Here is a 25243-nt window from a genome sequence, read left to right as displayed (position 1 = left end):
CCGCGGGCGTTTCCCTTGCGGTTGGGCGGTTGCGCCGCGCGCACGTCACCCGCCCTGGACGACGACCATCCAGACGGCCACCAGGTGCACGATCGCGGCGATGATCGTCGCGGTGTGGAAGTGCTCGTGGTAGCCGTACCAGCGGGCGCTGCGGCCCGGCCAGCGTGCTCCGTAGACCACCGCGCCCAGGCTGTAGACGACGCCGCCGGCGAAGAGCAGCCAGACCACGGCGGGGCCGGCGGAGTGCCACAGCTGCGGGATGAGCGGGACGATCAGCCAGCCGAGCGCGAGGTAGACCGCGACGTCGAGCCAGCGGGGGTGGCCGATCCACACGAGGTTGAGCACCACCCCGCCTACCGCGCCGAGCCACGCGGTGCCGAGCATCCAGGCGGCCTGGGCCGGTTCGAGGACGATCAGGCACAGCGGGGTGTAGGTGGCGGCGATGAAGACGGCGATGGTGGCGTGGTCGGCCCGGCGCCACCAGCGCACGGCGGCCTCGCTGCGCCAGGGGCCGCGGTGGTAGGCCGCGGAGACGCCGAAGAGGGTGAGCAGACCGACGGCGTAGACGGTCACCCCGAGGGCCTGCCACCAGGGCAGGGTCATCCAGGCGAAGGTGGTCAGCACCGTGCCGGAGACCACCGAGAGGCCGGCGGCCACCAGGTGGAACCAGCCGCGGATCAGAGGGCGCGGGCCGCGGTCGACGAGGGGCCGGCGGCGTCGCGGGGCGTCGGCGCCGTCCGGGCCGACGGGGCCGGGCGCACCGCCGCGCTGCCCCGGGCGCGCCGGATCCGTGCCGGTCGCAGCACCGGTCGCCGGGCCGGTCTCGGCGGGGCGGCGGGCACTGGTCTCGTGGAGTCCCGGAGTCACGGTGGTCCCCCTCGTAAGGTTTTCCTACGGTCGCGTAGGTACGCTACCGCGCCCGGGCATCCCACGCCAGCACAACATCCGGGATCACCCCCGCCGCAGCCCTCCCCACCGCCGCCGGAACCGGCAAACATTCAATTGATCTAGGAACCGTTTGAATGTAGGCTGGTCGCCATGACCGACACCCTGGGCCTGGCCGCCGCCCGCCGCCGCACCGCGCTGTGGACACTGGCCCTGACCGTCGCTCTGGCGATCACCTTCATCGTCGGCGTCGGCGCCGGGCCGGTGCCCATCCGCCCCACCGAGACCCTCCAGGTCGTCTCGCACCACCTCCTCGGCACCGCGCTCGAGGGTGCGGCCGTCCACGACGCGATCATCTGGGAGATCCGGGTGCCGCGCGTGATCCTCGGCGGACTCGTCGGCGCGGGCCTCGCGCTCTCCGGCGCGATCCTGCAGACGCTCGTGCGCAACATGCTGGCCGACCCCTTCGTCCTCGGCGTGAACTCCGGCGCCTCCACCGGCGCGGCACTGGCCATCCTCTTCGGCCTCGGCGCGGGACTGGGCGACTACGCCCTGCAGGGCAGCGCCTTCATCGGCGCGCTGGCCGCCTCCCTGCTGCTGTGGGCCGTGGCCCGCTCGCAGGGCCGGCTGACGTCGATCCGCCTGCTCATGGCGGGCGTGGCCATCGGCTACGCGCTCTCGGCGGTGACCAGCTTCCTCATCTTCGCCTCCGACTCCGCGGAGTCCTCGCGCTCGGTGATGTTCTGGCTGCTCGGCTCCCTGGGCCTGGCCGGCTGGGACGGCCCGCTCGTCGTCATCGCCGTCATCGTCGTCGCCTCCGTGGCGCTGCTGATGCTGCTGGCCCGCAACCTCGACGCGCTGGCCGTCGGCGACGAGACCGCCCTGACCGCGGGCGTAGACCCGGAGAAACTGCGCGCCGGCCTGCTGGTGATCACCTGCCTGCTCGTCGGCGGCATCGTCGCGATGGCCGGCTCCATCAGCTTCGTCGGTCTGGTCGTGCCCCACCTGGCCCGCCGCTTCGTCGGCGGCGCGCACCGCGCGGTCATCCCGGTCAGCGCGCTGGCCGGGGCGATCCTGCTGATCTGGGCGGACATCGGGGCGCGCACTCTGCTCGCCCCGCGCGAGCTGTCCATCGGCATCATCACCGCGCTGGTCGGCGCACCCTTCCTGCTGATCCTGGTGCGCCGCATGTACGCCCCGGCGAACTGAGACCGCCAACCGAGACACACCAACTGAAAAACCCAACTGACACTTCCCCGAAAGGACCCCAGATGAACTCCTTCACCCGCCCCCGCCGCGCCCGCGGATCCCGCCGCGCCCTCGCGACCCTGGCCTGCTGCACGCTGGTGCTGCCGCTGGCCGCCTGCGGCGCAAACGGCGAGGGAACCGCCGACGGCGAGGGGGGCGGCGTCGCCAATCAAGCCGCCGTCAGCGTCGAGAACTGCGGCGAGACCGTCGACTTCGACGCCGCGCCGGAGCGGGTGACCACGCTCAAGCCGGCGTCGATCGCCACGCTCAACGCGCTCGGTGTGCTCGACCGCGTCACCGCGCGCGCCGGCCAGTACCCCACCGAGTACTACGACGACGCCACCAACGCGAAGATCGCCGAGATCCCGAGCATCACCGACAAGCTCGACGCCTCCGGACACCTGCAGATCTCCAAGGAGGAGATCGTGGCCACCTCGCCGGACCTCGTGCTCGGCTTCACCGACACCGTCAACCGCCAGACCATGGGCGACACCGGCGGGGTGCGCATGCTCGAGGAGCCCGGCTTCTGCGACGCCCTGAAGTCGCCGGTGACCTGGGACGACGTCTACGACGAGGTGCGCCTCTACGGCAAGGTCTTCGACCGTGAGGACAAGGCCGACGAGGTCGTGGCGGACCTCGAGAAGCGCGTCGCCGAACTGGCGAACAAGGCCAGCGGCGAGGGCCGCTCGGTCGCCGTGCTCTACCCGACCGTAGGCGGCGGCGTGACCTACGCCTACGGCACCGGATCGATGTCGCACCCGATCGTCGAGTCCGCCGGGCTGGAGAACGTCTACGGAGACTCCTCCGAGCGCGTCTTCGAGGTCACCGCCGAGGACCTCCTCGCGCGCGACCCCGACGTGATCATCGCGCTCTACTCCGAGGGCGAGGCCGGGCCGGTGGTTGACGCGGTCAAGCAGATCAAGGGCTTGGAGAACTCGAACGCCGTGCGCGAGAACCGCATCATGCCGCTGCTGCTCAACTTCGCCGAGCCGCCGACGCCGCTGGCCGTCGACGGTCTGGAGAAGGTCGACGAGTTCCTGGAGAACAATCAGTGACATCCGGTGAGGGCGCGGCCGGCGGCAGTGCAGGCGCGGAGGCCGGCGCAGGGCGCGTCGGCGATGTGAACAGCGCCGCCGGCATCCGCGCGCGCGGGCTGACGCTGAACCGCGGGCGCAAGCGCGTGCTCGACGGCGTCGACCTCGACGTACCGCCGTCCGGGGTGCTGGGACTTGTCGGGCCGAACGGCTCGGGCAAGACGACGCTGCTGCGCTGCCTCTACGGGTCGCTGGACCCGGACGCCGGCTCGGTGATGGTGGGCGACCGCGCGCTGGGCTCGATCCCACGCAAGCAATTGGCCCGCGAGATAGCGGTGGTCACCCAGGAACAGGAGTCGGACATCCCGATCCGCGTGGCGGACCTGGTCATGCTCGGTCGCCTACCCTACTTGGGCGCGACGGCCCGCCCGCGCGCCGAGGACGAGCGCATCGTCGAGGCCGCACTCGATTCGCTGGGCGCCCTGGACCTCGCCCCGCGCGACGTCCAGTCGCTCTCCGGCGGCGAGCGCCAGCGCGCGCTCATCGCCCGCGCGCTCGCCCAGGAGACCCCGTACCTCTTCCTCGACGAGCCGACCAACCACCTCGACGTGCGCTACCAGTACGAGCTGTTGAACCTGGTCGCGAACCGGGAGGGGTCAACGGTTGTGGTCCTCCACGACCTGAACCTGGCCGCGCGCTACTGCGACCGGCTCGTGCTGCTCGACCACGGCGGCGTCGTCGCGGCGGGCACCCCCGACGAGATCCTGCTTCCCGAGGTCCTCGAGCCCGTCTACCGCACCCGCGTCGACCGCGTCGACGTCCACGGGCGCATCGTGCTGCTCTTCGACACCTTCAAGGAGGACCAGGAGCCGAAATGACCACTTCCCTGCGCACCGACCTGACTCAGCTCCAAGAGCGGCTCGACCGCTACTGGTCCGACCGCGCCGCGGCCTACCACGGCAACCAGATGCACGGCCGCCGCGCCCGCGTCGACCGCGAGCTGTGGGCCGGCGTCTTCGCCGCGCACCTGCCCGCACCGCCGGCCCGCGTCCTCGACTGTGGCACCGGCTCGGGCTACCTCGCCTTCCTGCTCGCCGACCTCGGTCACGCGGTCGTCGGCGTGGACACCGCCGAGGGCATGCTCGCCGCCGCGCGCTCCGAGCTCGATTGCCGACGTCGCGCCGCCGCACCCTTGGCCCGTTTCGTGCGCGCCGACGCCGTCTCACCCGCCCCCGGCCTGGCCGCGGCCGGCGTCGGGACGGGCGTGGGCTTTGACACCGTGGTCTCGCGTTTCCTGCTGTGGACCCTGCGCGACCCGGTCGCCGCCGTCCGGTCCTGGTCCGGGCTGCTCGCCCCGGGAGGCCGGGTGGTCTGCGTGGACGCGAACTGGTTTCCCGAGGGCACCGTGGGTGACCTCGAGGTCGAGTCGGCCGGCGGTCCGGACGAATTCGCCCGGACCTACACGGACGAGACGGTCCGGACGCTGCCCTTGGCCGGATCCCGCGGGCCGGAGGCCTTCGCCGAGGTCTTCCGCGAGGCGGGGCTGAGGGACGTTCAGGTCGAGGAGGTGCCGCGGGTCCAGGAGCTGGACGCGGAGCTGGGCACCGCCCCGGGCCACGAGTCCCGCCCGCACTACGTGGTCAGCGGGCGGGTGTAGCAGCGGGGCGGGGTCGGTCGGGGGCCCGGGGCCGGCCGGGAGGTCCGGGGCACCGCTCCTGCCCCATTTCCCCGGGACTGCCTGATTTTCCCCGGGACTGCCTGATTTTCCCGGTCTGGCTACCCGCTATCCCCAGGGACGGCTCCCCGACCCGACTTTTTGTGTCATCCCAGCCCGACCGGTTCTCATCGACCTGGGAAAACGCGGGTCGTTGAATTCCCCCATGACACATTTTCCCGGTACCCCGGGCCGCAACACCCCGACGGCCAGCGAAACCGTCGGCCCGACCCCCAGCCCCCCGGCCCCCAACACCCCCGAAGCACGAAAGAGCCACCGCACCGTCCTCCGGCACGGCGACTCTCCCGGAACTTCCCGGGGCATCACCCCAGGACCAGGGCGAAGCCCCGCTCCCCTACAGCTCCTCGAGCTCCTCGGGGTTCGAGTTGGCACCCACGGCATGCCCGAACAGGTCGGGGAGCGTGGCGGACCAGGCCTCGGTCAGCTCGTCCAGGTCGGCGGTGAACGCGTCGTCCTCGCCGATGACCTTCAGCTCACGCGAGTCCGCGACGGTCTTGCCCACCGGGATGAACGGCACGCCGGCCTCGCCGAGCAGGCTCTCGACGGCGTCGGCGCGGTCCGCGGTGGTCGCGATGACCGCACGCGAGGCGGACTCGGAGAACAGCGCGGTGAACAGCTCCTCGTGCACCGCGGTCAGATCCAGGTCCACACCCAGGCCGGAGCGCATCGCCATCTCCACGACCGCCTGGGCGATGCCGCCCTCGGAGCAGTCGTGCGCGGCGGTGAGCAGGCCGTGCGCGGCGGCCGGCACGAAGAAGTCTGCCAGGCGCTCCTCGTCGGCGAGGTCGACCTGCGGGGGCAGGCCGTTGAGCCCACCGCCGGAGATCTCCTGCCAGACGGAGCCGCCGAACTCCTCGTGCGTCTTGCCCAGCACGTAGATGTACTCGGGCTCGGGCACGCTGCCCAGGTCGTGGCCGGTGGCGTCCGCGACGTCGTCAATCACGCCGAGCACGCCGACGAGCGGGGTCGGCAGAATCGGCTCGTCACCTGTCTGGTTGTAGAAGGAGACGTTGCCGCCGGAGACCGGGATGCCCAGCTCCTGGGCGCCGTCGGCCAGGCCGTGGACGGCCTCGCGGAACTGCCACATCACGTCGGGGTTTTCCGGGGAACCGAAGTTGAGGCAGTTGGTCACGGCGACCGGGCGGGCACCGGTGACGGCGACGTTGCGGTAGGCCTCGGCCAGCGCCAGGCGCGCGCCGGTGTTCGGGTCGAGCTTGGTGTAGCGGCCCGAGGCGTCGGAGGCGACGGCCACGCCGCGTCCGGTCTCCTCGTCGATGCGCAGCACGCCGGCGTCGGAGTTGAGCGCCTTGACGGTGTTGCCGCGCACGTAGCGGTCGTACTGCTCGGTGATGTGCGCACGCGAGCACAGCGCCGGGGAGGCGACCATCTTCTTGAGCGCCTCGGCCAGGTCGGCCGGCCGCTCGACCGGCTGCTGGACCTGCAGCTCGTCCTGCCAGGCCGGGCGGGCCCAGGGGCGGTTGTACTGCGGGGCGTCGTCGGCGATGGTGTGGGCCGGGGCGTCGAAGACGACCTCGCCCTGGTGGGTCATGATCAGGCGGTCGCCGGGGGCGACCTCGCCGATCTCGGCGCAGGTGACGTCCCAGTGGGCGCAGATCTCGCGGAAGCGCTCGACGTTCTCCGGGGTGACCACGGCGCACATGCGCTCCTGGGACTCGGAGGCCAGGATCTCGGCGGCGGTCATGTCCTTGGCGCGCAGCGGGACATTGTCCAGGTTGACGCGCATGCCGCCGTCGCCGTTGGCGGCCAGCTCGCTGGTCGCGCAGGCCAGGCCGGCGCCGCCCAGGTCCTGGATGCCGACGACCACGCCGGCGGCGTAGAGGTCGAGGCAGCACTCGATGAGCACCTTCTCAGCGAAGGGGTCGCCGACCTGGACGGCCGGCAGCTTGCGCTCGGCGCCCTCGGTGAAGGTGTCGGAGGCCAGCACGGACACGCCGCCGATGCCGTCGAGGCCGGTGCGCGAGCCGAAGAGCATGACCTTGTTGCCGGTGCCGGAGGCGAAGGCCAGCTTCAGGTCGTCGGAGCGCAGCGTGCCCACGCACAGGGCGTTGACCAGCGGGTTGCCGGCGTAGGTGGCGTCGAAGGAGGTCTCACCGCCGATGTTGGGCAGGCCCAGGCAGTTGCCGTAGTGCGAGATGCCGTCGACCACGCCGGGCAGCACGCGCTGGGTGTCGGCGGCGTCAGCCGGGCCGAAGCGCAGCTGGTCCATCACGGCGACCGGGCGCGCGCCCATGGCCATGATGTCGCGGACGATGCCGCCGACGCCGGTGGCGGCGCCCTGGTGCGGCTCGACGTAGGAGGGGTGGTTGTGCGACTCGACGCGGAAGGTCACCGCGTTGCCGTCGCCGATGTCGACCACGCCGGCGTTCTCGCCGATGCCGGCGAGGATCTTCTCGGCCATCTCGTCGGTGGTGGTCTCACCGAAGTAGCGCAGGTGGACCTTGGAGGACTTGTAGGAGCAGTGCTCGGACCACATCACGGAGTAGACGGAGAGCTCGGCGTCGGTGGGGCGCCGGCCCAGGATCTCCTTGATGCGGTGGTACTCGTCGTCTTTGAGGCCGAGCTCGCGGTAGGGCTGCTCGGCGTGCGGGTCGGCCTGCGCCGCGGCGACGGTGTCGTTGTGGACGGTCATGGTGTGGGGGAACTCCCTTCGGGCTTCGGGCGCGACGGTCAGGCGGCGATGGTGCCGACCGCGGAGACGAACAGCTTGAGGCCGTCCGTGGACGGGCCGGTCAGCGGGTCGATGGCGTGCTCGGGGTGCGGCATGAGGCCGACGACGCGGCCGTTGGCGCTGCAGATGCCGGCGATCGAGTTCATCGAGCCGTTGAAGTTGTCGGTGTAGCGGAACACCACGCGGCCCTCACCCTCGAGCTCGGCGAGCGTCTCGGCGGAGGCCTGGAAGCGGCCCTCGCCGTGCTTGGCCGGGATGAGGATCCCGGCGCCGTCACCGGGGACCGAGCCGGACCCCGAGACCGAGCCCGCGTCGAGGCCGTGGGTCCAGGCGGTGTCGGTGTTCTCGACGGTGAGCACGGTGTCCACGCAGTGGAAGCTCAGGTTCTGGTTGCGGGTGAGCGCCCCGGGCAGCAGGTGGGCCTCGGTGAGGATCTGGAAGCCGTTGCAGATACCCAGCACCGGCATGCCCTTGCCCGCGGCCTCGACGACGGCGCCCATCACGGGCGCGATCGCGGAGATCGCGCCGCTGCGCAGGTAGTCGCCGTAGGAGAAGCCGCCGGGGACCACCACGGCGTCGACGCCCTTGAGGTCGGCGTCGGCGTGCCAGAGCGCCACGGCCTCGGCACCGGCGTAGCGCACGGCGCGCGCGGCGTCGACGTCGTCGAGGGTGCCGGGGAAGGTGATGACTCCGATGCGGGCGGTCACTGCGCCTCCCCCGCGGCCTCGACGACGACCTCGAAGTCCTCGATGACGGTGTTGGCCAGCAGGGTCTCGGCGACCTTCTCCAGCTCGGCGCGGTCGACGGAGTCGTCGACCTCGAGCTCGAAGCGCTTGCCCTGGCGCACGTCGGCGACGCCTTCGACGCCGGTGCGGTGCAGGGCGCGGACGACGGCCTGGCCCTGGGGGTCCAGGATCTCCGCCTTGGGCATGACATTGACTACTACACGGGCCACAGGTCTCCCCTTTTTGGGCTTCGCAGGTATCGGTACGTCACAGAGCCTACCGCCCCGGTGCTGCGGAAACTAAGCCCCGCCCACCTCGCTCACCCGCCCGGGCCCCGCCCGCGCCGGGCAGAGTGAGCCGCGCGGGGGTGAACCTGCGGTGGCGTGCGGTTGGCGCGCGGCGGAATTCTTCCCGCCCCGGGGGTGAACGCGCTGGCGCCGGGCGCGGGCGTCGCCCCTACACCCTGCCGACAGCCGCCTGGGCGCTGATAATGAGCTCGTCCCCTGTCTCCTCCCAGGAAGCGTGCAGATATGACGCCCCCGCGCCCCTCCCCCTCCGATTTCCGACGTCCCGTCGCCCCGACCGTGCGCGGTCCCCTGCGCCGTCCGGTGCGCCGTGCCGTGACCGCCGCCCTGACGGCCGCGGTCACGGCGGCCGCCGGCTCGATCGTCGTCCCGCAGGCCGTGGCCGCCCCGGACGGCTCCAACGTGGTCATCAACGAGGTCTACGGCGGCGGGGGCAACTCCCGCGCCGTGTTCAACCGTGACTTCGTCGAGCTCTACAACCCGACCGACGAGGCGATCAGCGTCGAGGGCTGGACCCTCGACCAGCAGTCCACCAAGGGCAACTCCGGTGCGGCGACGACGCTGACCGGCGAGGTCCCGGCCGGCGGCCACCTGCTGATCGCCGGCGCCGGCGGCGACAACGGCGAGGAGCTTCCGGGCGTCGACCTCGAGGCGGGCTTCAACTTCAGCGCCAAGCAGGCCATCGCCGAGCTGACCGACGCCGACGGCGAGGTCGTCGACCTGGTCGGCTGGGGTTCCGCCCAGAACTTCGAGGGCGCCCCGGCGGCCGCCACCTCCAACACCACCTCGGTGCAGCGCGCCGAGGACGGCGTGGACACCGACGACAACTCGGTCGACTTCACCGTGGACACCCCGACCCCGCAGGCCTCCGACGACGCCGCGGACCCGGGCGACGGTGACGACTCCGACGACGGCTCCGACGGCGATGACGGCTCCACCCCGGTCGAGCCGGGCGAGCGCGTCACCGCCGCCGAGGTCCAGGGAACCGGGCCGACCACCCCGCTGGACGGCCAGACCGTCACCGTCGAGGGCGTGGTCACCGCGGCCTACCCCGAGGGCGGCTTCGACGGCTTCTACCTGCAGGACCCGGGCACCGGTTCCGAGGAGCCGAAGGCCGGCGACGCCTCGCACGGCCTGTTCGTCTACACCGGTCCCGGCAAGGAGCTTCCCGAGGTCGGTGCCTCGGTGGCCGTCACCGGCACCGCGGGCGAGCACTACGAGCTGACCCAGATCAAGGCCACCGACGTCGAGCCGGTCGAGGACCTCGAGCCCGTCGTCGCCCTCGAGATCGAGGCCATTCCCGCCGGCGACGAGGCCCGCGAGGCCTTCGAGGGCATGCTGGTCAAGCCGACCGGCGACATGACCGTGACCGGCAACTACAACCTCAACCAGTTCGGCACCGTGCAGCTGGCCACCGGCGACGAGCCGTACCTGCAGGCCACCGAGGTCCACGAGCCGGACACGGCCGCGGACTCGCCGGTGCAGAAGCTGACCGAGGAGCAGACCGAGGAGGTGCTCGTCCTCGACGACGGCCGCTCGCGCAACTACCTGCGCGGCGACCAGGCGACCCCGCTGCCGTGGATCGCCCAGGACGACGCGAAGACGATCAAGTCGCTGCGCACCGGCGACGCGGTGGACTTCGCCCACCCGGTGGTCCTGGACTACCGCTTCGAGGCCTGGTCGCTGCAGCCGACCGCCCCGGTGACCGGCAACACCGCCGGCGCCGACCTGCCGATCACGTGGGAGGACTCGCGTCCGGCCGCGCTCGAGGCGATCGACTCCGTCGAGGGCGACTACTCGATCGCCAGCTTCAACGTGCTCAACTACTTCACCTCGCTGGGCGCCGACCACAACTGCAGCTCCTACAACGACCGTGAGAACAACCCGGTCACCGCGCGCAACTGCACGGTGCGCGGCGCCTACACCGCCGAGGCCCTGGGCGACCAGGAGCGCAAGATCGTCGCGGCGATCAACCGCCTCGACGTCGACGTGCTGGGTCTCGAGGAGATCGAGAACACCTACTCGGTGACCGGTTCGAAGGACCGCCGCGACGAGGCGCTCTCCCGCCTGGTCGACGCGCTGAACGCCGCCGGCGGCAACTGGGCCTACGTGCCCTCCCCGGAGGAGACCGGCACCGCCGAGGACGTCATCCGCACCGCCTTCATCTACAACCCGGACACCGTCGAACCGGTCGGCGAGTCGCGCATCTTCGACAACGAGGCCTTCACCGGCCTGGCCCGCCAGCCGCTGGCCCAGGAGTTCCGCGCCGCCGGCGCCGGCGACGACGCCGACGACACCGACGAGACTGACGACGCCGCCCGCGTCGCCGACGATGCCGACGAGGGCACCGAGGCGGAGGGCACCGAGGCCGACGACGCCGCGGGCTCCGACGACGCCGAGAGCTTCGTCGCCGTGGTCAACCACTTCAAGTCGAAGGGCTCCGTGGCCAACAACGACGCCGACTCCGGCGACGGCCAGGGCAATAACCCGAACGTCCGCGCCCGCCAGGCCGAGGCCCTGCTGGCCCACCTGGACGAGCAGGAGGACTGGGCGGACACCCCGACCTTCATCCTGGGCGACCTGAACTCCTACTCCAAGGAGCGCACCCTGGCCGTGCTCGAGCACGGCGGCTACACCAACATCGCCGAGGAGCACGACGCCGGCATCTCCTACCAGTTCTCCGCGCGGCTGGGCTCGCTCGACCACGCGCTGGGCAACGCCGCGGCGATGGACCGCGTCGTCGACGCGAAGGTCTGGGACATCAACGCCGATGAGCCGCTGGCCTTCGAGTACTCGCGACGCAACTACAACGTCGTCGACTTCTACCAGGACGACCCGGAGAACATCGTCTTCCGCGCCTCCGACCACGACCCGGTCAAGGTCGGCTTCAACCTGAAAGACTCCGACGACGACAAGCCGGGCGACGACGACAACGGCAAGCCGAGCGACGACAACAAGCCGGGCAACGACGGCTCGAGCGGCTCCTCGACCCTGCCGGTCGGCAGCTCCGCCGCCCTGGGCGTCATCGGCGCCCTGGTCGTGGTGCTCGGCCTCGGCGGCATCATCGCCTGGGCGTTCCAGCAGTTCGCCCCGGCTGAGCTGCGCGACCAGATCGAGCGCATGACCGGCATCCGCATCTAGCGCACGGTCGGCCGGCGGGCTCCCCGCTGGCTCACCGCACGCCTTAAACCCGGCGCGCCCGCCACGGGGAACTCCCCGCGGCGGGCGCGCTGCATCTCTGTGTCATTCCCCGTCATCCCCCGGCGCGCACCGCCCACGGGGCGGAGCGCGGCGACGGCGAGGGGCGGGACGTCGTCAATTGGAGGGCGTGGTCTCCGCGACGAGCTCGGCGTAGGAGGCCGGCCGGGCGCCACCCTCGGCGGCGGCGACGGCGGCGGCCACGAAGTCGCGGGCGACCTTCTCCTCGGCGAGGTTGCGCGCCGAGGCCGAGAGCCGGATCGTGTTGCCCTTCTTCGCGCCGCGGCGGGCGGCCTTGATGATGTTGCGACGCCACCAGCCGGGCGAGCCGAAGCCCTCGCCGACGGACAGGTTGCGCGAGGAGACCAGGCGCCAGGCCCCGGCGTCCTTGTCGTCGTCCGGGTCCGGCTCGCGCAGGTAGACGCCGCGGGTGGAGCCGATCAGCCGGAAGCCGAACTCGTCGGCGACCTCGAGGGTGCCGGGCGAGAGCCGCCAGCGCGGCGGGGCGAACAGGTCGGTGACCACGCCGAGGCTGGCCATCTGGCGGGTCGCACCCTTCAGGCGCAGGCGGGCCTCGTGGGCGGGCAGGTCGTCGAACTCGGCGCGGCGGCCCTGGACGGCCTGGTCGAAGCCGTTGAGCAGGATCGCCCGCCCGGCGTCACGCTCCGCGCGCACCCAGTCGAGCGTCTCGGGATCCTTGGCCAGGTGCCAGTCGCCGTCGATGTGCGGGGCGATCAGCAGGCTCGTGGTCAGGCCCTCGGAGTCGAGGTCGGCGAGCGTGCGGGCCGCAGCCGGCAGGGTGTCGCGGAAGATAGATGAGATGGACACCAACAGCCGACCGTTCATGAAAAGCGATTATCCCACCCGTGCGCGCTCCTGTCTCGGCGAGGCGGGCGGGACGCGGCGTCAGGCGCGCAGGCCCGTGCCCTCGTGCACGATCCAGGCGTACTCGAAGGCCGTCTGGCGCCAGCGGGCGTAGCGGCCCGAGACACCGCCGTGGCCGGCGGACATCTCCGTCTTGAGCAGGAAGTTGCCGCGGGCCGTCGCACGCAGCCGCGCGATCCACTTCGCCGGCTCGACGTAGAGCACGCGGGTGTCGTTGAGCGAGGTCACCGCCAGGATGTCCGGGTAGTCCTTCGGCTCGACGTTCTCGTAGGGCGCGTACGAGGCCATGTAGCGGTAGACCTCCGGGTCGTGCAGCGGGTCGCCCCACTCGTCCCACTCGGTGACCGTCAGCGGCAGCTCCGGCATGAGCATCGAGGTCAGCGGGTCGACGAAGGGCACCACCGCGAGGATGCCGCGGAAGCGGTCGCCGGCCATGTTGGCCACCGCGCCGGCGAGCATGCCGCCGGCCGAGCCGCCCTCCATGACCAGGCGGTCCGGGGCGGTCATGCCGCGGTCGATGAGGTCGTCGGCCACCGCGATGAAGTCGGTGAAGGTGTTCTTCTTCTCCAGCTGCTTGCCGTGGTCGTACCAGGCGCGGCCCATCTCGCCGCCGCCGCGCACGTGCGCGATGGCGAAGACCATGCCGCGGTCCAGAAGCGACAGCCGCGAGACCGAGAACGCCGGGTCCGTGGCCGACTCGTAGGAGCCGTAGCCGTAGAACAGCGTCGGGCGCGGCTCGGCCAGCGGGTCGACGTCGGTGCGGTGCACCACGGAGACCGGGATCTCCGCGCCGTCCGAGGCCGTGGTCCACAGCCGGTAGGCGGTGTAGCGCGACGGGTCGTAGCCGCCGAGGACCTCCTGCTGCTTGAGCAGGGTCCGCTCGCCGTCGGCCACCCGGTACTGCAGCAGCTGCGCCGGGGTGGTGAACGAGCCGTAGGACAGGCGCACCACCGGCGCGTCCCACTCGGGGTTGCCCACCACGCCGACGGTGTAGAGCTCCTCGTCGAAGGTGATCTCCTCGAAGGTGCCGAAGCCTCGCTCGTCGACCTCGCCGGTCAGGCGCATCACCGCCGCGCGCCCGATGCCCTCGGCGCGGTAGCCCAGGAAGATCTGGTCGCGGTAGCAGTCCACGCCCTCGACACGGGCGGACTCGCTGTGGGCGACCAGCTCGTGCATGTCCTCGAAGGCCGGCAGCTCCTCGCCGAGCGTGCCCACCGGGCACTCGGCGACCGCGGAGTTCGGGCCGGTGGCGTTGTGGGTGACCACCCAGCGGTCCACGCCGCCGACGACGGCGTGGTCGACGTCGTACTCGACGCCGTCGCGGCGCGGCCAGAGCACCGTGAAGTCGGACTCCGGCTCGTCGACCGGGGCGACCCACGCCTCGGTGGTCAGCTTCGAGCTGGTGACGATGAACATGTACTTGCGCGAGCGCGTCGAGCCGACCCCGACGTTGAAGCGGGCGTTGTCCTCGCGGAAGACGCAGACGTCCTCGGACTGCGGGGTGCCCAGGCGGTGGCGCCACACGGCGTCGGGCCGCCAGGCGTCGTCGACGGTGGTGTAGAACAGGAAGCCCTCGCCGGCCCAGGCCGCGCCGTAGAAGATGTTCTCCAGGCGGTCCTCGAGCAGCTCCCCGGTCTCGAGGTCCTTGACACGCAGCTCGAAGCGCTCGTCGCCGGCGGTGTCCACCGAGTAGGCCAGCAGCCGCCCGGAGTCGGTGACCGAGGAGGCGCCGAGGGCGAAGAACTCGTGGCCCTCCGCCAGCTCGTTGAGGTCGAGGATGATCTGCTCGCCCTCGGGGCGGCCCTCCTCCGGGATGACCGGCGGGGTCCAGGGGTCGGCCTCCTTGTCGACGGGGATGCGGCAGGAGAAGCCGTAGTCGCGGCCCTCCTCGGTGCGCCCGTAGTACCACCAGTCGCCGGAGCGCTGCGGCACGGACATGTCGGTCTGCTTGATGCGCGAGGAGATCTCGGCGTAGATGTTGCCGCGCAGCGTCTCCAAGCCGGCGGTGGCGGCCTCGGTGTGGGCGTTCTCCGCCTCGAGGTAGGCGATCGTCTCCGGGTCGCCCTTGTCGCGCAGCCACTCGTAGTCGTCCATGAAGCTGATGCCGTGGTGCAGGCGCTCGACGGTGCGCACCGGGGCCACCGGCGCGGCGGGCACCTCGGCACCGCCGGCGGCGTCGCGCCCACCGGCGACGTCGGGAAGCTCGGGCAGCTCCTGGGTCGCGGGCACCGGTTCGACGGGATGATCGGGTCGGGAGGAAGTCATGGGACCCGATGCTAGTGATCACGCCGCTTCCCGCGACGCGGGGCGTTCTAGACGGCGCGGCGGCGCCGGTCCAGCGCGCTGCGCGCCGCGGCGACCTCGCCCGGGTCGCGCCGCGGGCACGCCACCTTCTCCCCGTCCGCGCCGATCCACGCAGTGACCTCGGTGATCTCCTGCAGCGAGCTGAGCGCCCAGCAGGCCATGGTGGGCGCGTCCGCCAACGCCACGTCGCGCTCGCCGACGATGACCCCCACGGCGTCGGCAAGCTCTCTGACGGTGACGGAGTCGAGGCGCGGGCCCGTGGGCAGCACGGGCTCGTCGCCGGCAAAGAAGATGAGCGCGGCGTTGGCGGCCTCGCGCACGCGGCCGTCGGCGTGCAGCACGGCGTCGTCGGCGCCGCGAGCGACGGCCTCGGCGCGCAGGCGCTGCAGCACATCCATGTCCGGCCCCTTGACCTGCGGACACGTGCGCGGGTCGGGCTCGGGCGGGGCCCACAGCGCCGTCTCGGTGCGCGTGCGCGGGGCCGGCCGCAGCCGCAGCGTGAAGCCGTCGGCGGCCTCGATGCGCGGGAACCACGCGCCCTCGGCGGCGCAAGCGGCGCGCACGGCGGCGTCGAACTCCGCCGGCACGTGCGTGCCCAGGAGATTTCCGACGCCCCGGTGGAACCGTTCGAGGTGCCGTTCCAGCCCGGTGGCGTACCCGTCCACGACGAGCCAGGAGTCCATGACGGTGGGCGTGTTCGTTGCGGTCATTGCGGGAAGATCACCTCTGCGATCGGGGCGAGGGCGGCGGACTTGGCTTTCAGTTCCTCGTACTCGGCGTCCGGGTCCGACAGGGCGAGGACCGCACCGCCGACACCGTAGTGCAGGTCGGTGCCGTGCGCGACGAGCGTGCGGATCGGCATGGCGAAGCGGGCGGTGCCGTCGACACCGATGTGCCCGACGGCCCCGGAGTAGACGCCGCGGGCGGAGTCCTCGAGGCGGTCGAGGATCTCGAGGGTGCGGGCCTTCGGCGCGCCGGTCATGGAGCCGCCCGGGAAGGCCGCGCGCAGCACCTCGATCGCGGTCACGTCGGCGCGCGGGGTCGACTCGACGGTGGTGACCAGCTGGTGGACGGTCGCGTAGGTCTCGACGTCGAAGGCGACCGGCACGCGCACGCTGCCCGGCTCGGCGGTGCGTGCCAGGTCGTTGCGCACGAGGTCGGCGATCATGAGGTTCTCCGCGCGGTCCTTCGGGGATTCGGCCAGGTCGGCGCGCAGGGCGGCGTCCTCGGCCGCGGTGCGCCCGCGCGGGCGGGTGCCCTTGATCGGCTTGGAGCGGGTGACGCGGCGGGTGGGGTGGGCCGGGTCGGTTCGGTGGGTCGGGTCGGTTCGGTGGGTCGGGTCGGGGTCGACGGTGAGGAAGACCTCCGGGGAGGTCGAGAGCACCTGGAGCGCGGCATTCCTGTGATTCGGCGCCGGCGCGGGGTGGCCGTCCGCGGCCTGCGGGTGCAGGTCCGCGGCGGCGAAGCGCAGGTAGGAGCCGAAGGGGCTCGGGTTGTGTGCGCGCAGCGCGAGGTAGTGGTCGAGGCCGACCTCGCCGGTGCCGATCAGGGCGGTGGTCAGGCAGGCCTCGTAGGTCTCGCCCTGCTCGATCGCGCGCTGGATGGTGGCGATGCGGCGCAGGTACTCGCCTCGCCCGGCACTCTCGACGAGGCGCAGGCGCGGCGGGGCGGCCGGGGTGGCGGCGGTTGGGGCGGCGGCCGAGGCGGCGGCCGGTTCCGCGGTCAGGGTGGCGCGCAGCCGGGCCTCGGTCTCGTCGAACCAGGTCTCGTGGCCGCTCCCCGCGTCCCCGTCCCCGGCGTCGGCCGCGTAGGCGAAGAGCCAGGCGGCCCCGTCGGTGACGACCACGCCGCGGTCGGCGAAGATCAGCGCGGCGTCCGGGTACGGCGCCCGGTGCACCGCGGCTCCGGCATCACCGCCGGGCATGCACTGGCCCTTGAGCTCGTAGCCCAGGTAGCCGATCCACCCCGGGCCCACCGGGCACTCCCCCGCCGACTGACCGCGCGGGGTCGCCGCGGCGAGGAACTCGAAGACGTCGCCGGGCCAGCTCACCCCGTCCACGGTGACGGTCCCGGCCGCGACGTCGGCGGTGACGGTGCGGGCACGGGGACCGGAGGTGTCAGCGAGCACGCTGGGGCCGCCGCATGCGTCATCAAGCCAGACGGCGGTGGGTGAGGCGGCGAACAACGCCTCGAACGCGGCCGCGGGGTCCGGGCGGAAGGGCAGGCGGCGGGTGCGCACGCGCGGGCGGTGCGCGGCGTTCCACGCGGCGGCCAGGCGCAGAAAGTTGCCGAGCAGCCGCAGGCCGCCGGCGGCGTCGAGGGACTCGGGGTGGAACTGCACTCCCCACCAGGGCCGACCGGGGAAATCGCAGGCCATCGCGGTGCCGTCCTCGGCGCGCGCGGTGACCACGAGGGAGTCGGGGACCGGCTCGAGCACGGCCAGCGAGTGGTAGCGCACGCAGCGCAGCGGGCTGGGCAGGCCGGTGAAGAGCCCGGTCGCGCCGTGGGTGACCTCGGCGGTGCGGCCGTGGACCGGGGCGAGCTCGTCGACGCGCGCGCCCAGGGTGTGGGCCATGAGCTGGTGGCCGAGGCAGACGCCGAGGACGGGGATGTCCGCCGCGAGAACCGTCGGGCAGGTGCCGACGTCGGCGGCGCGCTGCGGGCGGCCCGGGCCGGGCGAGAGCACCGCGGCGTCGAATGTCTCGACCTCCGCGCGGGTCAGGGCGGCCTGGTGGTCGCGCACCGTGACGGTCGCGCCGCAGCGGCGCAGCTGTTCGGCGAGGATGTGGGTGAACGAGTCGCGGTTGTCCACGAGCAACAGCCGCATGGCGGCGCCGGCCGGGCTGGTCATGCGGAAAGCATAGAGCGGGCGGGGCGGGTCGCCGCGTGGTGGGTCGGGTGTGGTCGGCGATCGGGTGGGGTTGGTGGGGCGCGTGGGGTCGGCGGGCGGTGTCGGCGGCGCAGCCGGGCGGGGTTGACGGCGCAGCGGGGCACGGTTTTACCGACCCCCGGTCGGTACCCGAAAAGCGCCCATCCCTGACCTGCGACGATGCAGGCCTCCTTTCAGGATTACCGCCCCGCACCCGGTAAAACCGGCGGCGGGCGGTGGGGTGCCCCCGATCCCCCGACCCCCGAGCGGACCCCTTACTCGGAGTCCGTGCCGAACCAGCTGGTGAAGGACTTGCCGGAGACCAGCTCGTAGGCCTCGACGTAGCGGTCGCGCGTGGCCTCGACCACGGAGCCCGGCAGTGCCGGCGGCTTCTCGTCGGAGTCGCGGTTCCAGCCCGACTCCGGGCCGGTCAGCCAGTCGCGCACGAACTGCTTGTCGAAGCTCGGCTGCACCTTGCCCGGCTGGTAGCCCTCGGCGGGCCAGTAGCGCGAGGAGTCCGGGGTGAGCACCTCGTCGGCGAGCACCAGGTTGCCCTCGGGGTCCAGGCCGTACTCGAACTTGGTGTCGGCCAGGATCACGCCGCGCTCCTCGGTGACGGCCGCGGCCTGCCGGTAGATCTTCAGCGTGGTGTCGCGGAGCTCCTCGGCGCGCTCGCGGCCGAGCTTGTCCACCATCACGTCGAACGAGACGTTCTCGTCGTGGTCGCCCAGCTCGGCCTTGGTGGCCGGGGTGAAGATCGGCTCGGGCAGCTTGTCCGCCTCGCCGAGGCCCGCGGGCAGCTCGACGCCGCAGACGCTGCCGGTCGCCTTGTACTCGCGCAGGCCGGAACCGGTCAGGTAGCCGCGCGCGACGCACTCGAAGGGCAGCATCTCCAGCTTGCGGCAGACCATCGCCCGGCCCAGCGCGGACTCGGGGATGCGCTCGTCGTCGGCCGGGCCCGCCAGGTGGTTCGGGAAGTCGATCTGATCGAAGAAGAAGAAGCTCATGGCCGTCAGGATCCGACCCTTGTCCGGGATCTCGGTGTCCAGGATGTGGTCGTAGGCGGAGATCCGGTCGGTGGCGAGCATCAGCAGGTGATCCTCGTCCACCTCGTAGATCTCGCGGACCTTGCCGGCGGTCAGGTGCGTGTACTCGGAGAGGTCAGGACGCATGGACCGAAGTGTATTACCCGCCCCGGGCGCGCGGTAATCGGCGGCGACCCCCGCCACCACCCACTCCCCCACTTTCCGACGTCCCGTCCCACGCCGCACCGCGCCCACGGTGCCGTGGGCGCGGCGTCGGCAAGCGTCGTTTTACAGGATCTCCTGGCCCCGGTAGGCGGCGGCCTCCGGGTGGGCCTGGGCGAGCTCGTCGACGCGGGCGATCACGCGGTCGACCTGCGACTGGGCGGCGCCGATGAAGGCGTGGCGGTCGGCCAGCGCGGCGTCGAGCTGGGCCTTGTCCAGCGGCAGGCGGTCGTCGGCGGCCAGCCGCTCGACGAGGTCCTGGCCGGCGCCGTTCTCGCGCATGTTCAGGGCGACGGCGACGGCGTTCTCCTTGATGACCTCGTGGGCGGTCTCACGTCCGACCCCGGCGCGCACGGCGGCCATCAGGATGCGGGTGGTGGCCAGGAACGGCAGGTAGCGCTCGAGCTCGCGGTCGATCATCGCGGGGAAGGCGCCGAACTCGCCGAGCACGGTCAGGAAGGTCTCGAGCATGCCGTCGGCGGCGAAGAAGGCGTCCGGCAGCGCGACGCGGCGGACCACGGAGCAGAAGACGTCGCCCTCGTTCCACTGCTGGCCGGCCAGGTCGGCGGCCATCGACTGGTAGCCGCGCAGGATGACCTGGAAGCCGCAGACGCGCTCGCAGGACCGCGCGTTCATCTTGTGCGGCATCGCCGAGGAGCCGACCTGCCCCTCCTTGAAGCCCTCGGTGACCGTCTCGTTGCCGGCCATCAGGCGGATCGTGGTGGCCAGGGAGCTGGGGCCGGCGCCGAGCTGGGTCAGCGCGGACAGGGCGTCGTAGTCCAGGGAGCGGGGGTAGACCTGGCCGACGGAGTCGAAGGTGCGGTCCAGGCCGAGGTGGCCGGCGATGCGGTGCTCGAGCTCGGCGAGCTTGGTCTCGTCGCCGTCGAGCAGGTCGAGCATGTCCTGGGCGGTACCCATGGGGCCCTTGATGCCGCGCAGGGGGTAGCGGGAGATCAGGTCGTCGAGGCGGGCGACGGCGACGAGCATCTCGTCGGCCGCGGAGGCGAAGCGCTTGCCCAGCGTGGTGGCCTGGGCGGCGACGTTGTGGGAGCGGCCGGCCATGACCAGGTCGCGGTAGGTGGCGGCGCGCTCGGCGATGCGCGCGAGCACGGAGACGGCCTTGTCACGCACCAGGGTCAGGGAGCGGTGGATCTGCAGCTGCTCGACGTTCTCGGTCAGGTCGCGGCTGGTCATGCCCTTGTGGATGTGCTCGTAGCCGGCGAGCGCGTTGAACTCCTCGATGCGGGCCTTCACATCGTGGCGGGTGACCCGCTCGCGCGCGGCGATGGACTCGAGGTCGACGTTGTCGACCTGCGCCTCGTAGGCGGCGATGGCCTCCCCGGGCACCTCGACGCCGAGGTCGCGCTGCGCGCGCAGCACCGCGATCCACAGGCGTCGCTCCAGGACGATCTTGTGCTCCGGGCTCCACAGCTCCGTCAGCTCGGGGGAGGCGTAGCGGGACGCCAGGACATTCGCGATCTGCTTCTTCTCAGCCATGTCCCCCATTATTGCCGACGCCCGCGCCCCACCCCCGTGGCGCACCCCGTGCGGTGGAGTGGGTGGTGGGGTGTGGATCCCGTGCGCCCTCCGCGTGGGAGCTGGTTCCCTCCGCCGACACGACAAGCGCGCCCCATGTGCCCCACCTGCACCACGACCGGTGCTCGCGGCCTCCCCTTTGGGTTTTTCTGGGCATTTTGTTGCGTTTTGTCCGAGGCCTCAAAATCTGACCTGCGAAAACGCCGAACCAGCCCGACAAACCTACCCAAAATGCCCACGAGCACCAGGCCAGAAGCCCACGCCCCACGCACACCGGGCCCTGGATCCCGCACCCACCACCCAAACCCCAAAAACCCACCCAACCCCCTCCCCACCCCACCTCTCCGGTTGCGCCACCCCACCCCGAGTGATTCAGCGCACTTATGGATCTCGGGGGAGAACTTCTCGTCATGCGCGCCCTGGGGAAGCGCGTCCGCAACCGCATCTACGCCGACCACCGCGCGGGCCGCATGATCCGCCTCGCGCCCGGCGTCTTCGTGGCCAAGAGCGAGTGGCGCGAGCTCAAACGAACCGCACGCGCGATGTTCCACGCCGCCGCGGCACAGATCTCGCTTCCCGGCAGCGTCATCACGGGGCAGACGGGCTCACTGATCAACGGCCTCCACCTGCACATTTCCGACCGCGACATCACCGTCGACGTCCTCCTCCCCCAAAACGCCCACGCCCGCCAACGCCCGGACATACGGCTCCTCGCCGCACCGGCCTCCGCCGGCGACATCGGCGGACAGGCCGGTCACCCCGAGATCGGCGAGCACCGGGTCCCGGTCCTCGACCCGACGCAGTGCGCACTCGACGCCGCGCGCCTCGACGGCTTCCTGCACGGCCTGGTCCCGCTGGAACACGCACTGCACCTCGGACTCGCGGGCCCGGAGTCCATCCGCACGGCCCTCGGCCGGCGCCTGCTCACGCGCGGCATCGCACGCGCGACGCGTGGCCGCCCTCGCGGGCCCGTGGAGCGAGTCCCCGCAGGAGCGAGGTTGCGTGTCCAGCTTCGTGAGCTGGGACTTCGCCCTGTGCAGCAGGCTGAGATGTACGACGAATGCGGGGTGTCGCTCGGGCGCGCCGACTTCCTGTTTCCGCACTCCGGGTTGATCGTCGAGTACGAGGGCGCGGCGAAGACCGCGGGGGCGGCGGGTGCGCGACGGGCGTCCCATGAGCTGGAACGCGCCCGACTCCTGACGAACGCGGGACTGACGCTGCGCCACGTGGACGCCGCGGCCTTCCGGCGGGGACAGACCTTCACCGAGATCGTGGATCTGCACCGGCGGTTGGCCGGGCGCGGGTTGGCGCTGGACCCGTCCCGGTGGTCGCTGCCGCCCAGCAGGGAGGAGTGGACGGCGGGGCTGCGGTACCGCTACGGGCGGGACCGGCACTTCACGCGGGTGCGCCCGGGTGACGACGGCCGCTTCTACGCCGACGTCCCGAAGCTCCCCTACGACCGCAGGCGGGACTACATGGATTCCTTCCCCGAGGAGTCCCCGGGTTATCAGCCGACGGTCGACGGGTCCGTGCCGGACCTCGGTCGCGGCCGCCGCCACGGATCGCGGGACCCCTGGTTCCCCGGCCCCTGACTCGGCAGACCCGACCTTCCGGACAGGTTGGCCCGGGCCTACACCAGCAGAGCCCAGTTGCCGGAACTTCCGGCCCGGCCCTGATCGGGTGACCGCGCCACACGCGCACCCCAGGCGCGCCCCGATCCCGCGGGCACGCCACACGCGCACCACCGGCACCAGGGTCGGTGTCCGACGGCATCCCCGTGGGCATTTTGGGTGGGTTTGTCCGCCGGCCTGAAATCTGACCTGCGGAAACGCGGAGGCGACCCGACAAACCTACGCAAAATGCCCACGGACCCGTCCCTCAGGAGCAGGACGGAGCACACGGGTCGGTCGGGGAGGCAGGACAGGGCCCGCGGCCCGATCGGGAGGACAGAAAGGCCCGGACCAGAGGAAACTGGCCCGGGCCCACCGGACAGAGAGGACAGGGAGCACCCGTCCGTCCCAGGTCAGACCAGGATCAGAGCGAGATGCGCCCCTCCAGGGCGGCCGCGCCGATGTCGTGGCGGTAGAACGAGCCCTTCAGCTCGATGCCCTCGAGCAGGGCGTAGGCACGCTCGCGGGCCTCGGCGAGGTCCGCGCCCTTGCCCACGACCGACAGCACCCGACCGCCGGCGGAGACGAACTCCGGCGCCGCAGAACCGACCCCAGAACCAGAACCAGCAGCAGCCGTCCCGGCGTGCAGCACGTACGCGTCCTCGGTGTCCTCGGGAAGCCCGCTGATCGCATCCCCCTTGCGCGGGCCGGCCGGGTACCCCTCGGCCGCGAGCACGACCGTGACCGCCGCGCCGTCCTCCCACTCCAGGGCCGGGTGCTCGGCGAGCGTCCCGCGCGCCACGGCATCCAGCAGCCCCGCCAGCGGGGTCTTGAGCAGCGAGAGCACCGCCTGGGTCTCCGGGTCACCGAAGCGGGCGTTGAACTCCACCACGGCCGGGCCCTCCGGACCCCACACCAGACCCGCGTAGAGCAGGCCGGAGTACGGCTCGCCGCGGCGCACCATCTCGGCGGCGACGGGTCGGCAGACCTCGTCGACGATGCGCTCCACACCGTCGGACGGCAGCCACGGCAGCGGGCAGTACGCGCCCATGCCGCCGGTGTTGGGTCCCTTGTCGTCGTCGTAGGCGCGCTTGTGGTCCTGCGCGGGCAGCAGCGGCACCACGGTCTCGCCGTCGACCAGGCAGAACAGGGAGACCTCGGGGCCGGTCAGGAAGGACTCGAAGAGCACGGGGTTGCCGGCGGCGAGCACCTCCTCGGCGTGCGCGCGGGCGACCGCACGATCGGGGGTGACCACCACACCCTTGCCGCCGGCGAGCCCGTCGTCCTTGACCACCCAGGTCGGCCCGAACTCGTCGAGCGCGGAATCGACCTCCGCCTCCGCGCCCGGGGCCAGCTGCCGGGCCCGCGCGGTGCGCACGCCCGCGGCCGCCATGACGTCCTTGGCGAAGGCCTTCGACCCCTCGAGCCGCGCCGCCTTCGCCGAGGGCCCGAAGACCGCGAAGCCCTCGGCACGCAGCTCATCGGCCACACCCGCCACGAGCGGCGCCTCCGGGCCGATGACCACCAGGTCCGCGGCGACCGAACGTGCCAGGGTGACGAGACCGCCTGCGTCGGTCACCGGGACGTCGTGAATCGTGGCGAGCCCGGCCATGCCGGCGTTGCCGGGGGCGACGTGGAGTTCGGGGCGGACGGGGTCCGCGGAAAGGCCCTTGAGCAGTGCGTGTTCGCGCGCGCCGGCGCCGATGACGAGGATTTTCATGACACTGAGTGTACGGCCCCGTAGGCTGAGGGCCATGAGTAGCGTGTTCACGAAGATCATCGAGGGCGACCTGCCGGGCCGCTTCGTCTACCGGGACGACCGCGCGGTCGCGTTCCTGAGCATTGAGCCGGTCGCCTACGGGCACGTGCTGGTGGTGCCGGTCGAGCAGGTCGACAAATGGACGGACATCGCCCCTGAGCTGTGGGCCCACCTCAACGACGTCGCCCAGACCGTCGGCCGCGCCGTCATCGAGGCGTTCGGCTCGGCGCGCGCGGGCTACCTGATCGCCGGTTTCGAGGTGCCCCACGCCCACATCCACGTCTTCCCGGCCGACGACATGTCCGGCTACGACCTCTCGGCCGCCATCCCCGCGGATAAGACGGACCCGGCCAAGATGGACGAGGCCGCCGAGAAGCTGCGCGCCGCCCTCGACACCGACTCTGAGGGTCGCCCGCGCTGAATCCCCTGCTGAGGCTGGTGCCCACCCGCGGGAGCGTGCCCGACCTGCCCGGGCCGGCCGTCTCGCGGGCCACCGGCGTGCGCCCGCTTCTGGTGCTGCACGGTTCGGTCGGCTCGCCGGGGAACTTCGGCCCGTTGCTTTCCTCGCTTGCCGACGTCGCGCAGCGCACCGTCTGCGCGCCCCCGTACGGCGGGCGCGGCACTGCGCCGCTGGGCGCGGCGCAGAACGAACTTCTTCCGGTGGCGCGGCGGTTGGCCGCGGGATCGCCCGACGGGTCCATCGACGTGGTGGGCCACTCGCTGGGCGGGCTGCACGGGCTGCTGCTGGCGGGCGCCGGGGTGCCGGTGCGCCGGCTGGTGGGGCTGGGGGCGTGTTTCAGGGGGCTGCCCGCGCACCTGGCCGACCCGTGGCTGCGCCGGGTGCCGGCCCGCGGGATCGTGCGGTTCTTCTCGGCGGGAGCGGCCGAGGTCATGACGGACCGGCCGGGCGAGGTGCCCGGGCTTAAGGGGCCGCTGGGCGCGGTCTTTGACGGGGGTTTGAGCGTCGTCTCGGTCGTCTCGGACGCCGATCGCGTGGTTCCCGAGGCCTCCTCGGACCTGCGGGGGTTGGCCGGGGTGCCGGAGGGGCCTTGCGCGGCTCCCGGCGCGGAGCCTGGCCCGGCAGCCGCCGCGGGCTCGGCGCTCGCCTTCCGCCTCGTGCGCGTGCACGGGGTGCGCCACGAGAACCTCCCGCAGCTGGTCGACGAGGTCCTCGCCGCGCTGCAGTGACTTACTGCGCTGCCGCCCCGGGCCCG

At 72.2% G+C, this 25243-nt stretch carries 19 protein-coding genes and 1 pseudogene; 8 read left to right on the top strand and 12 right to left on the bottom strand.

All coding sequences use genetic code 11. The annotated features are described in order from the left end of the window. Nucleotides 1-45 precede the first annotated feature (45 nt). A complete protein-coding gene (trhA, locus tag QQA02_RS08270) occupies nucleotides 46-681 on the bottom strand; it encodes a PAQR family membrane homeostasis protein TrhA (protein ID WP_284775823.1) in 636 nt (211 codons plus the stop codon). Between the two features lie 357 nt (nucleotides 682-1038). Between trhA and QQA02_RS08265 the strand changes: the two genes are divergently transcribed. From QQA02_RS08265 to QQA02_RS08250, 4 genes are all read left to right on the top strand, one after another. Then, a complete protein-coding gene (locus tag QQA02_RS08265) occupies nucleotides 1039-2094 on the top strand; it encodes a FecCD family ABC transporter permease (RefSeq protein WP_284775780.1) in 1056 nt (351 codons plus the stop codon). A 62-nt stretch (nucleotides 2095-2156) separates the two neighbouring features. Beyond that, on the top strand, nucleotides 2157-3188 hold the full coding sequence (locus tag QQA02_RS08260) for an ABC transporter substrate-binding protein (RefSeq protein ID WP_284775777.1): 1032 nt from the start codon (nucleotides 2157-2159) through the stop codon (nucleotides 3186-3188). Further along, complete coding sequence (locus QQA02_RS08255; protein ID WP_336620421.1) at nucleotides 3185-4045, top strand: ABC transporter ATP-binding protein; 861 nt, start codon at nucleotides 3185-3187, stop codon at nucleotides 4043-4045. Before QQA02_RS08260 ends, QQA02_RS08255 begins: the two co-directional genes overlap by 4 nt. Continuing rightward, nucleotides 4042-4824, top strand: a complete 783-nt coding sequence (locus tag QQA02_RS08250) for a class I SAM-dependent methyltransferase (protein ID WP_284775775.1) — start codon at nucleotides 4042-4044, stop codon at nucleotides 4822-4824. Before QQA02_RS08255 ends, QQA02_RS08250 begins: the two co-directional genes overlap by 4 nt. Before the next feature lie 412 nt (nucleotides 4825-5236). On the opposite strand, the gene purL is transcribed toward QQA02_RS08250, so the two are convergent. The 3 genes from purL to purS are packed head-to-tail and all read right to left on the bottom strand — an operon-like array spanning nucleotide 5237 to nucleotide 8546. Continuing rightward, nucleotides 5237-7552 (bottom strand): phosphoribosylformylglycinamidine synthase subunit PurL, encoded by a 2316-nt coding sequence (gene purL / locus QQA02_RS08245; RefSeq protein ID WP_284775774.1) that lies wholly within the window; start codon nucleotides 7550-7552, stop codon nucleotides 5237-5239. 38 nt (nucleotides 7553-7590) lie between these two features. Continuing rightward, nucleotides 7591-8298 (bottom strand): phosphoribosylformylglycinamidine synthase subunit PurQ, encoded by a 708-nt coding sequence (purQ, locus tag QQA02_RS08240; RefSeq protein WP_284775772.1) that lies wholly within the window; start codon nucleotides 8296-8298, stop codon nucleotides 7591-7593. Next, nucleotides 8295-8546, bottom strand: coding sequence for a phosphoribosylformylglycinamidine synthase subunit PurS (purS, locus tag QQA02_RS08235; RefSeq protein WP_075664509.1), 252 nt, complete (start codon nucleotides 8544-8546; stop codon nucleotides 8295-8297). The genes purQ and purS overlap by 4 nt, the downstream gene beginning before the upstream one ends. A 300-nt stretch (nucleotides 8547-8846) precedes the next feature. Between purS and QQA02_RS08230 the strand changes: the two genes are divergently transcribed. Continuing rightward, the gene (locus tag QQA02_RS08230; RefSeq protein ID WP_284775770.1) at nucleotides 8847-11762 is read left to right on the top strand and encodes an ExeM/NucH family extracellular endonuclease; all 2916 of its coding nucleotides are present in this window, start codon (nucleotides 8847-8849) and stop codon (nucleotides 11760-11762) included. A 174-nt stretch (nucleotides 11763-11936) separates the two neighbouring features. On the opposite strand, the gene QQA02_RS08225 is transcribed toward QQA02_RS08230, so the two are convergent. The 7 genes and pseudogenes from QQA02_RS08225 to purB all read right to left on the bottom strand — a co-directional run bounded on the left by QQA02_RS08225 (nucleotide 11937) and on the right by purB (nucleotide 20630). Then, entirely contained in the window at nucleotides 11937-12665 is a 729-nt protein-coding gene (locus QQA02_RS08225) for a DUF2334 domain-containing protein (RefSeq protein ID WP_284776264.1), read from the bottom strand. Between the two features lie 60 nt (nucleotides 12666-12725). Then, nucleotides 12726-14969 (bottom strand): S9 family peptidase, encoded by a 2244-nt coding sequence (locus QQA02_RS08220; RefSeq protein ID WP_284864079.1) that lies wholly within the window; start codon nucleotides 14967-14969, stop codon nucleotides 12726-12728. A 47-nt stretch (nucleotides 14970-15016) separates the two neighbouring features. Beyond that, complete coding sequence (locus tag QQA02_RS08215) at nucleotides 15017-15718, bottom strand: aminotransferase class IV (protein ID WP_284776267.1); 702 nt, start codon at nucleotides 15716-15718, stop codon at nucleotides 15017-15019. After that, the gene (locus QQA02_RS08210) at nucleotides 15715-17136 is read right to left on the bottom strand and encodes an anthranilate synthase component I family protein (RefSeq protein ID WP_502870986.1); all 1422 of its coding nucleotides are present in this window, start codon (nucleotides 17134-17136) and stop codon (nucleotides 15715-15717) included. Before QQA02_RS08210 ends, QQA02_RS08215 begins: the two co-directional genes overlap by 4 nt. A 159-nt stretch (nucleotides 17137-17295) precedes the next feature. Then, nucleotides 17296-17835: pseudogene (locus QQA02_RS11725) on the bottom strand (aminodeoxychorismate/anthranilate synthase component II); the annotation flags it as partial. Nucleotides 17836-18152: 317 nt separating this feature from the next. Beyond that, nucleotides 18153-19049 carry a phosphoribosylaminoimidazolesuccinocarboxamide synthase gene (locus tag QQA02_RS08205; RefSeq protein WP_284776269.1) on the bottom strand — a complete coding sequence of 299 codons (897 nt, stop codon included), beginning with the start codon at nucleotides 19047-19049 and terminating at the stop codon, nucleotides 18153-18155. A gap of 141 nt (nucleotides 19050-19190) precedes the next feature. Further along, nucleotides 19191-20630 (bottom strand): adenylosuccinate lyase, encoded by a 1440-nt coding sequence (purB, locus tag QQA02_RS08200; RefSeq protein ID WP_284776271.1) that lies wholly within the window; start codon nucleotides 20628-20630, stop codon nucleotides 19191-19193. A gap of 440 nt (nucleotides 20631-21070) precedes the next feature. Between purB and QQA02_RS08195 the strand changes: the two genes are divergently transcribed. Continuing rightward, nucleotides 21071-22252 carry a hypothetical protein gene (locus tag QQA02_RS08195; protein ID WP_284864076.1) on the top strand — a complete coding sequence of 394 codons (1182 nt, stop codon included), beginning with the start codon at nucleotides 21071-21073 and terminating at the stop codon, nucleotides 22250-22252. Nucleotides 22253-22694: 442 nt separating this feature from the next. On the opposite strand, the gene purD is transcribed toward QQA02_RS08195, so the two are convergent. Continuing rightward, entirely contained in the window at nucleotides 22695-23990 is a 1296-nt protein-coding gene (purD, locus tag QQA02_RS08190) for a phosphoribosylamine--glycine ligase (RefSeq protein ID WP_284774582.1), read from the bottom strand. 34 nt (nucleotides 23991-24024) lie between these two features. Between purD and QQA02_RS08185 the strand changes: the two genes are divergently transcribed. Both QQA02_RS08185 and QQA02_RS08180 read left to right on the top strand, forming a co-directional pair. Continuing rightward, nucleotides 24025-24450, top strand: a complete 426-nt coding sequence (locus QQA02_RS08185; protein WP_075664518.1) for an HIT family protein — start codon at nucleotides 24025-24027, stop codon at nucleotides 24448-24450. Nucleotides 24451-24485: 35 nt separating this feature from the next. Continuing rightward, complete coding sequence (locus tag QQA02_RS08180) at nucleotides 24486-25217, top strand: hypothetical protein (protein ID WP_284864073.1); 732 nt, start codon at nucleotides 24486-24488, stop codon at nucleotides 25215-25217. Nucleotides 25218-25243 lie beyond the last annotated feature (26 nt).

This window comes from Corynebacterium sp. MSK006, assembly GCF_030232385.1.
Lineage (GTDB): Bacteria > Actinomycetota > Actinomycetes > Mycobacteriales > Mycobacteriaceae > Corynebacterium > Corynebacterium frankenforstense_A.
The sequence above is the reverse complement of the archived record's forward strand: the minus strand, read 5'-3'. Positions and strand labels throughout refer to the sequence as shown.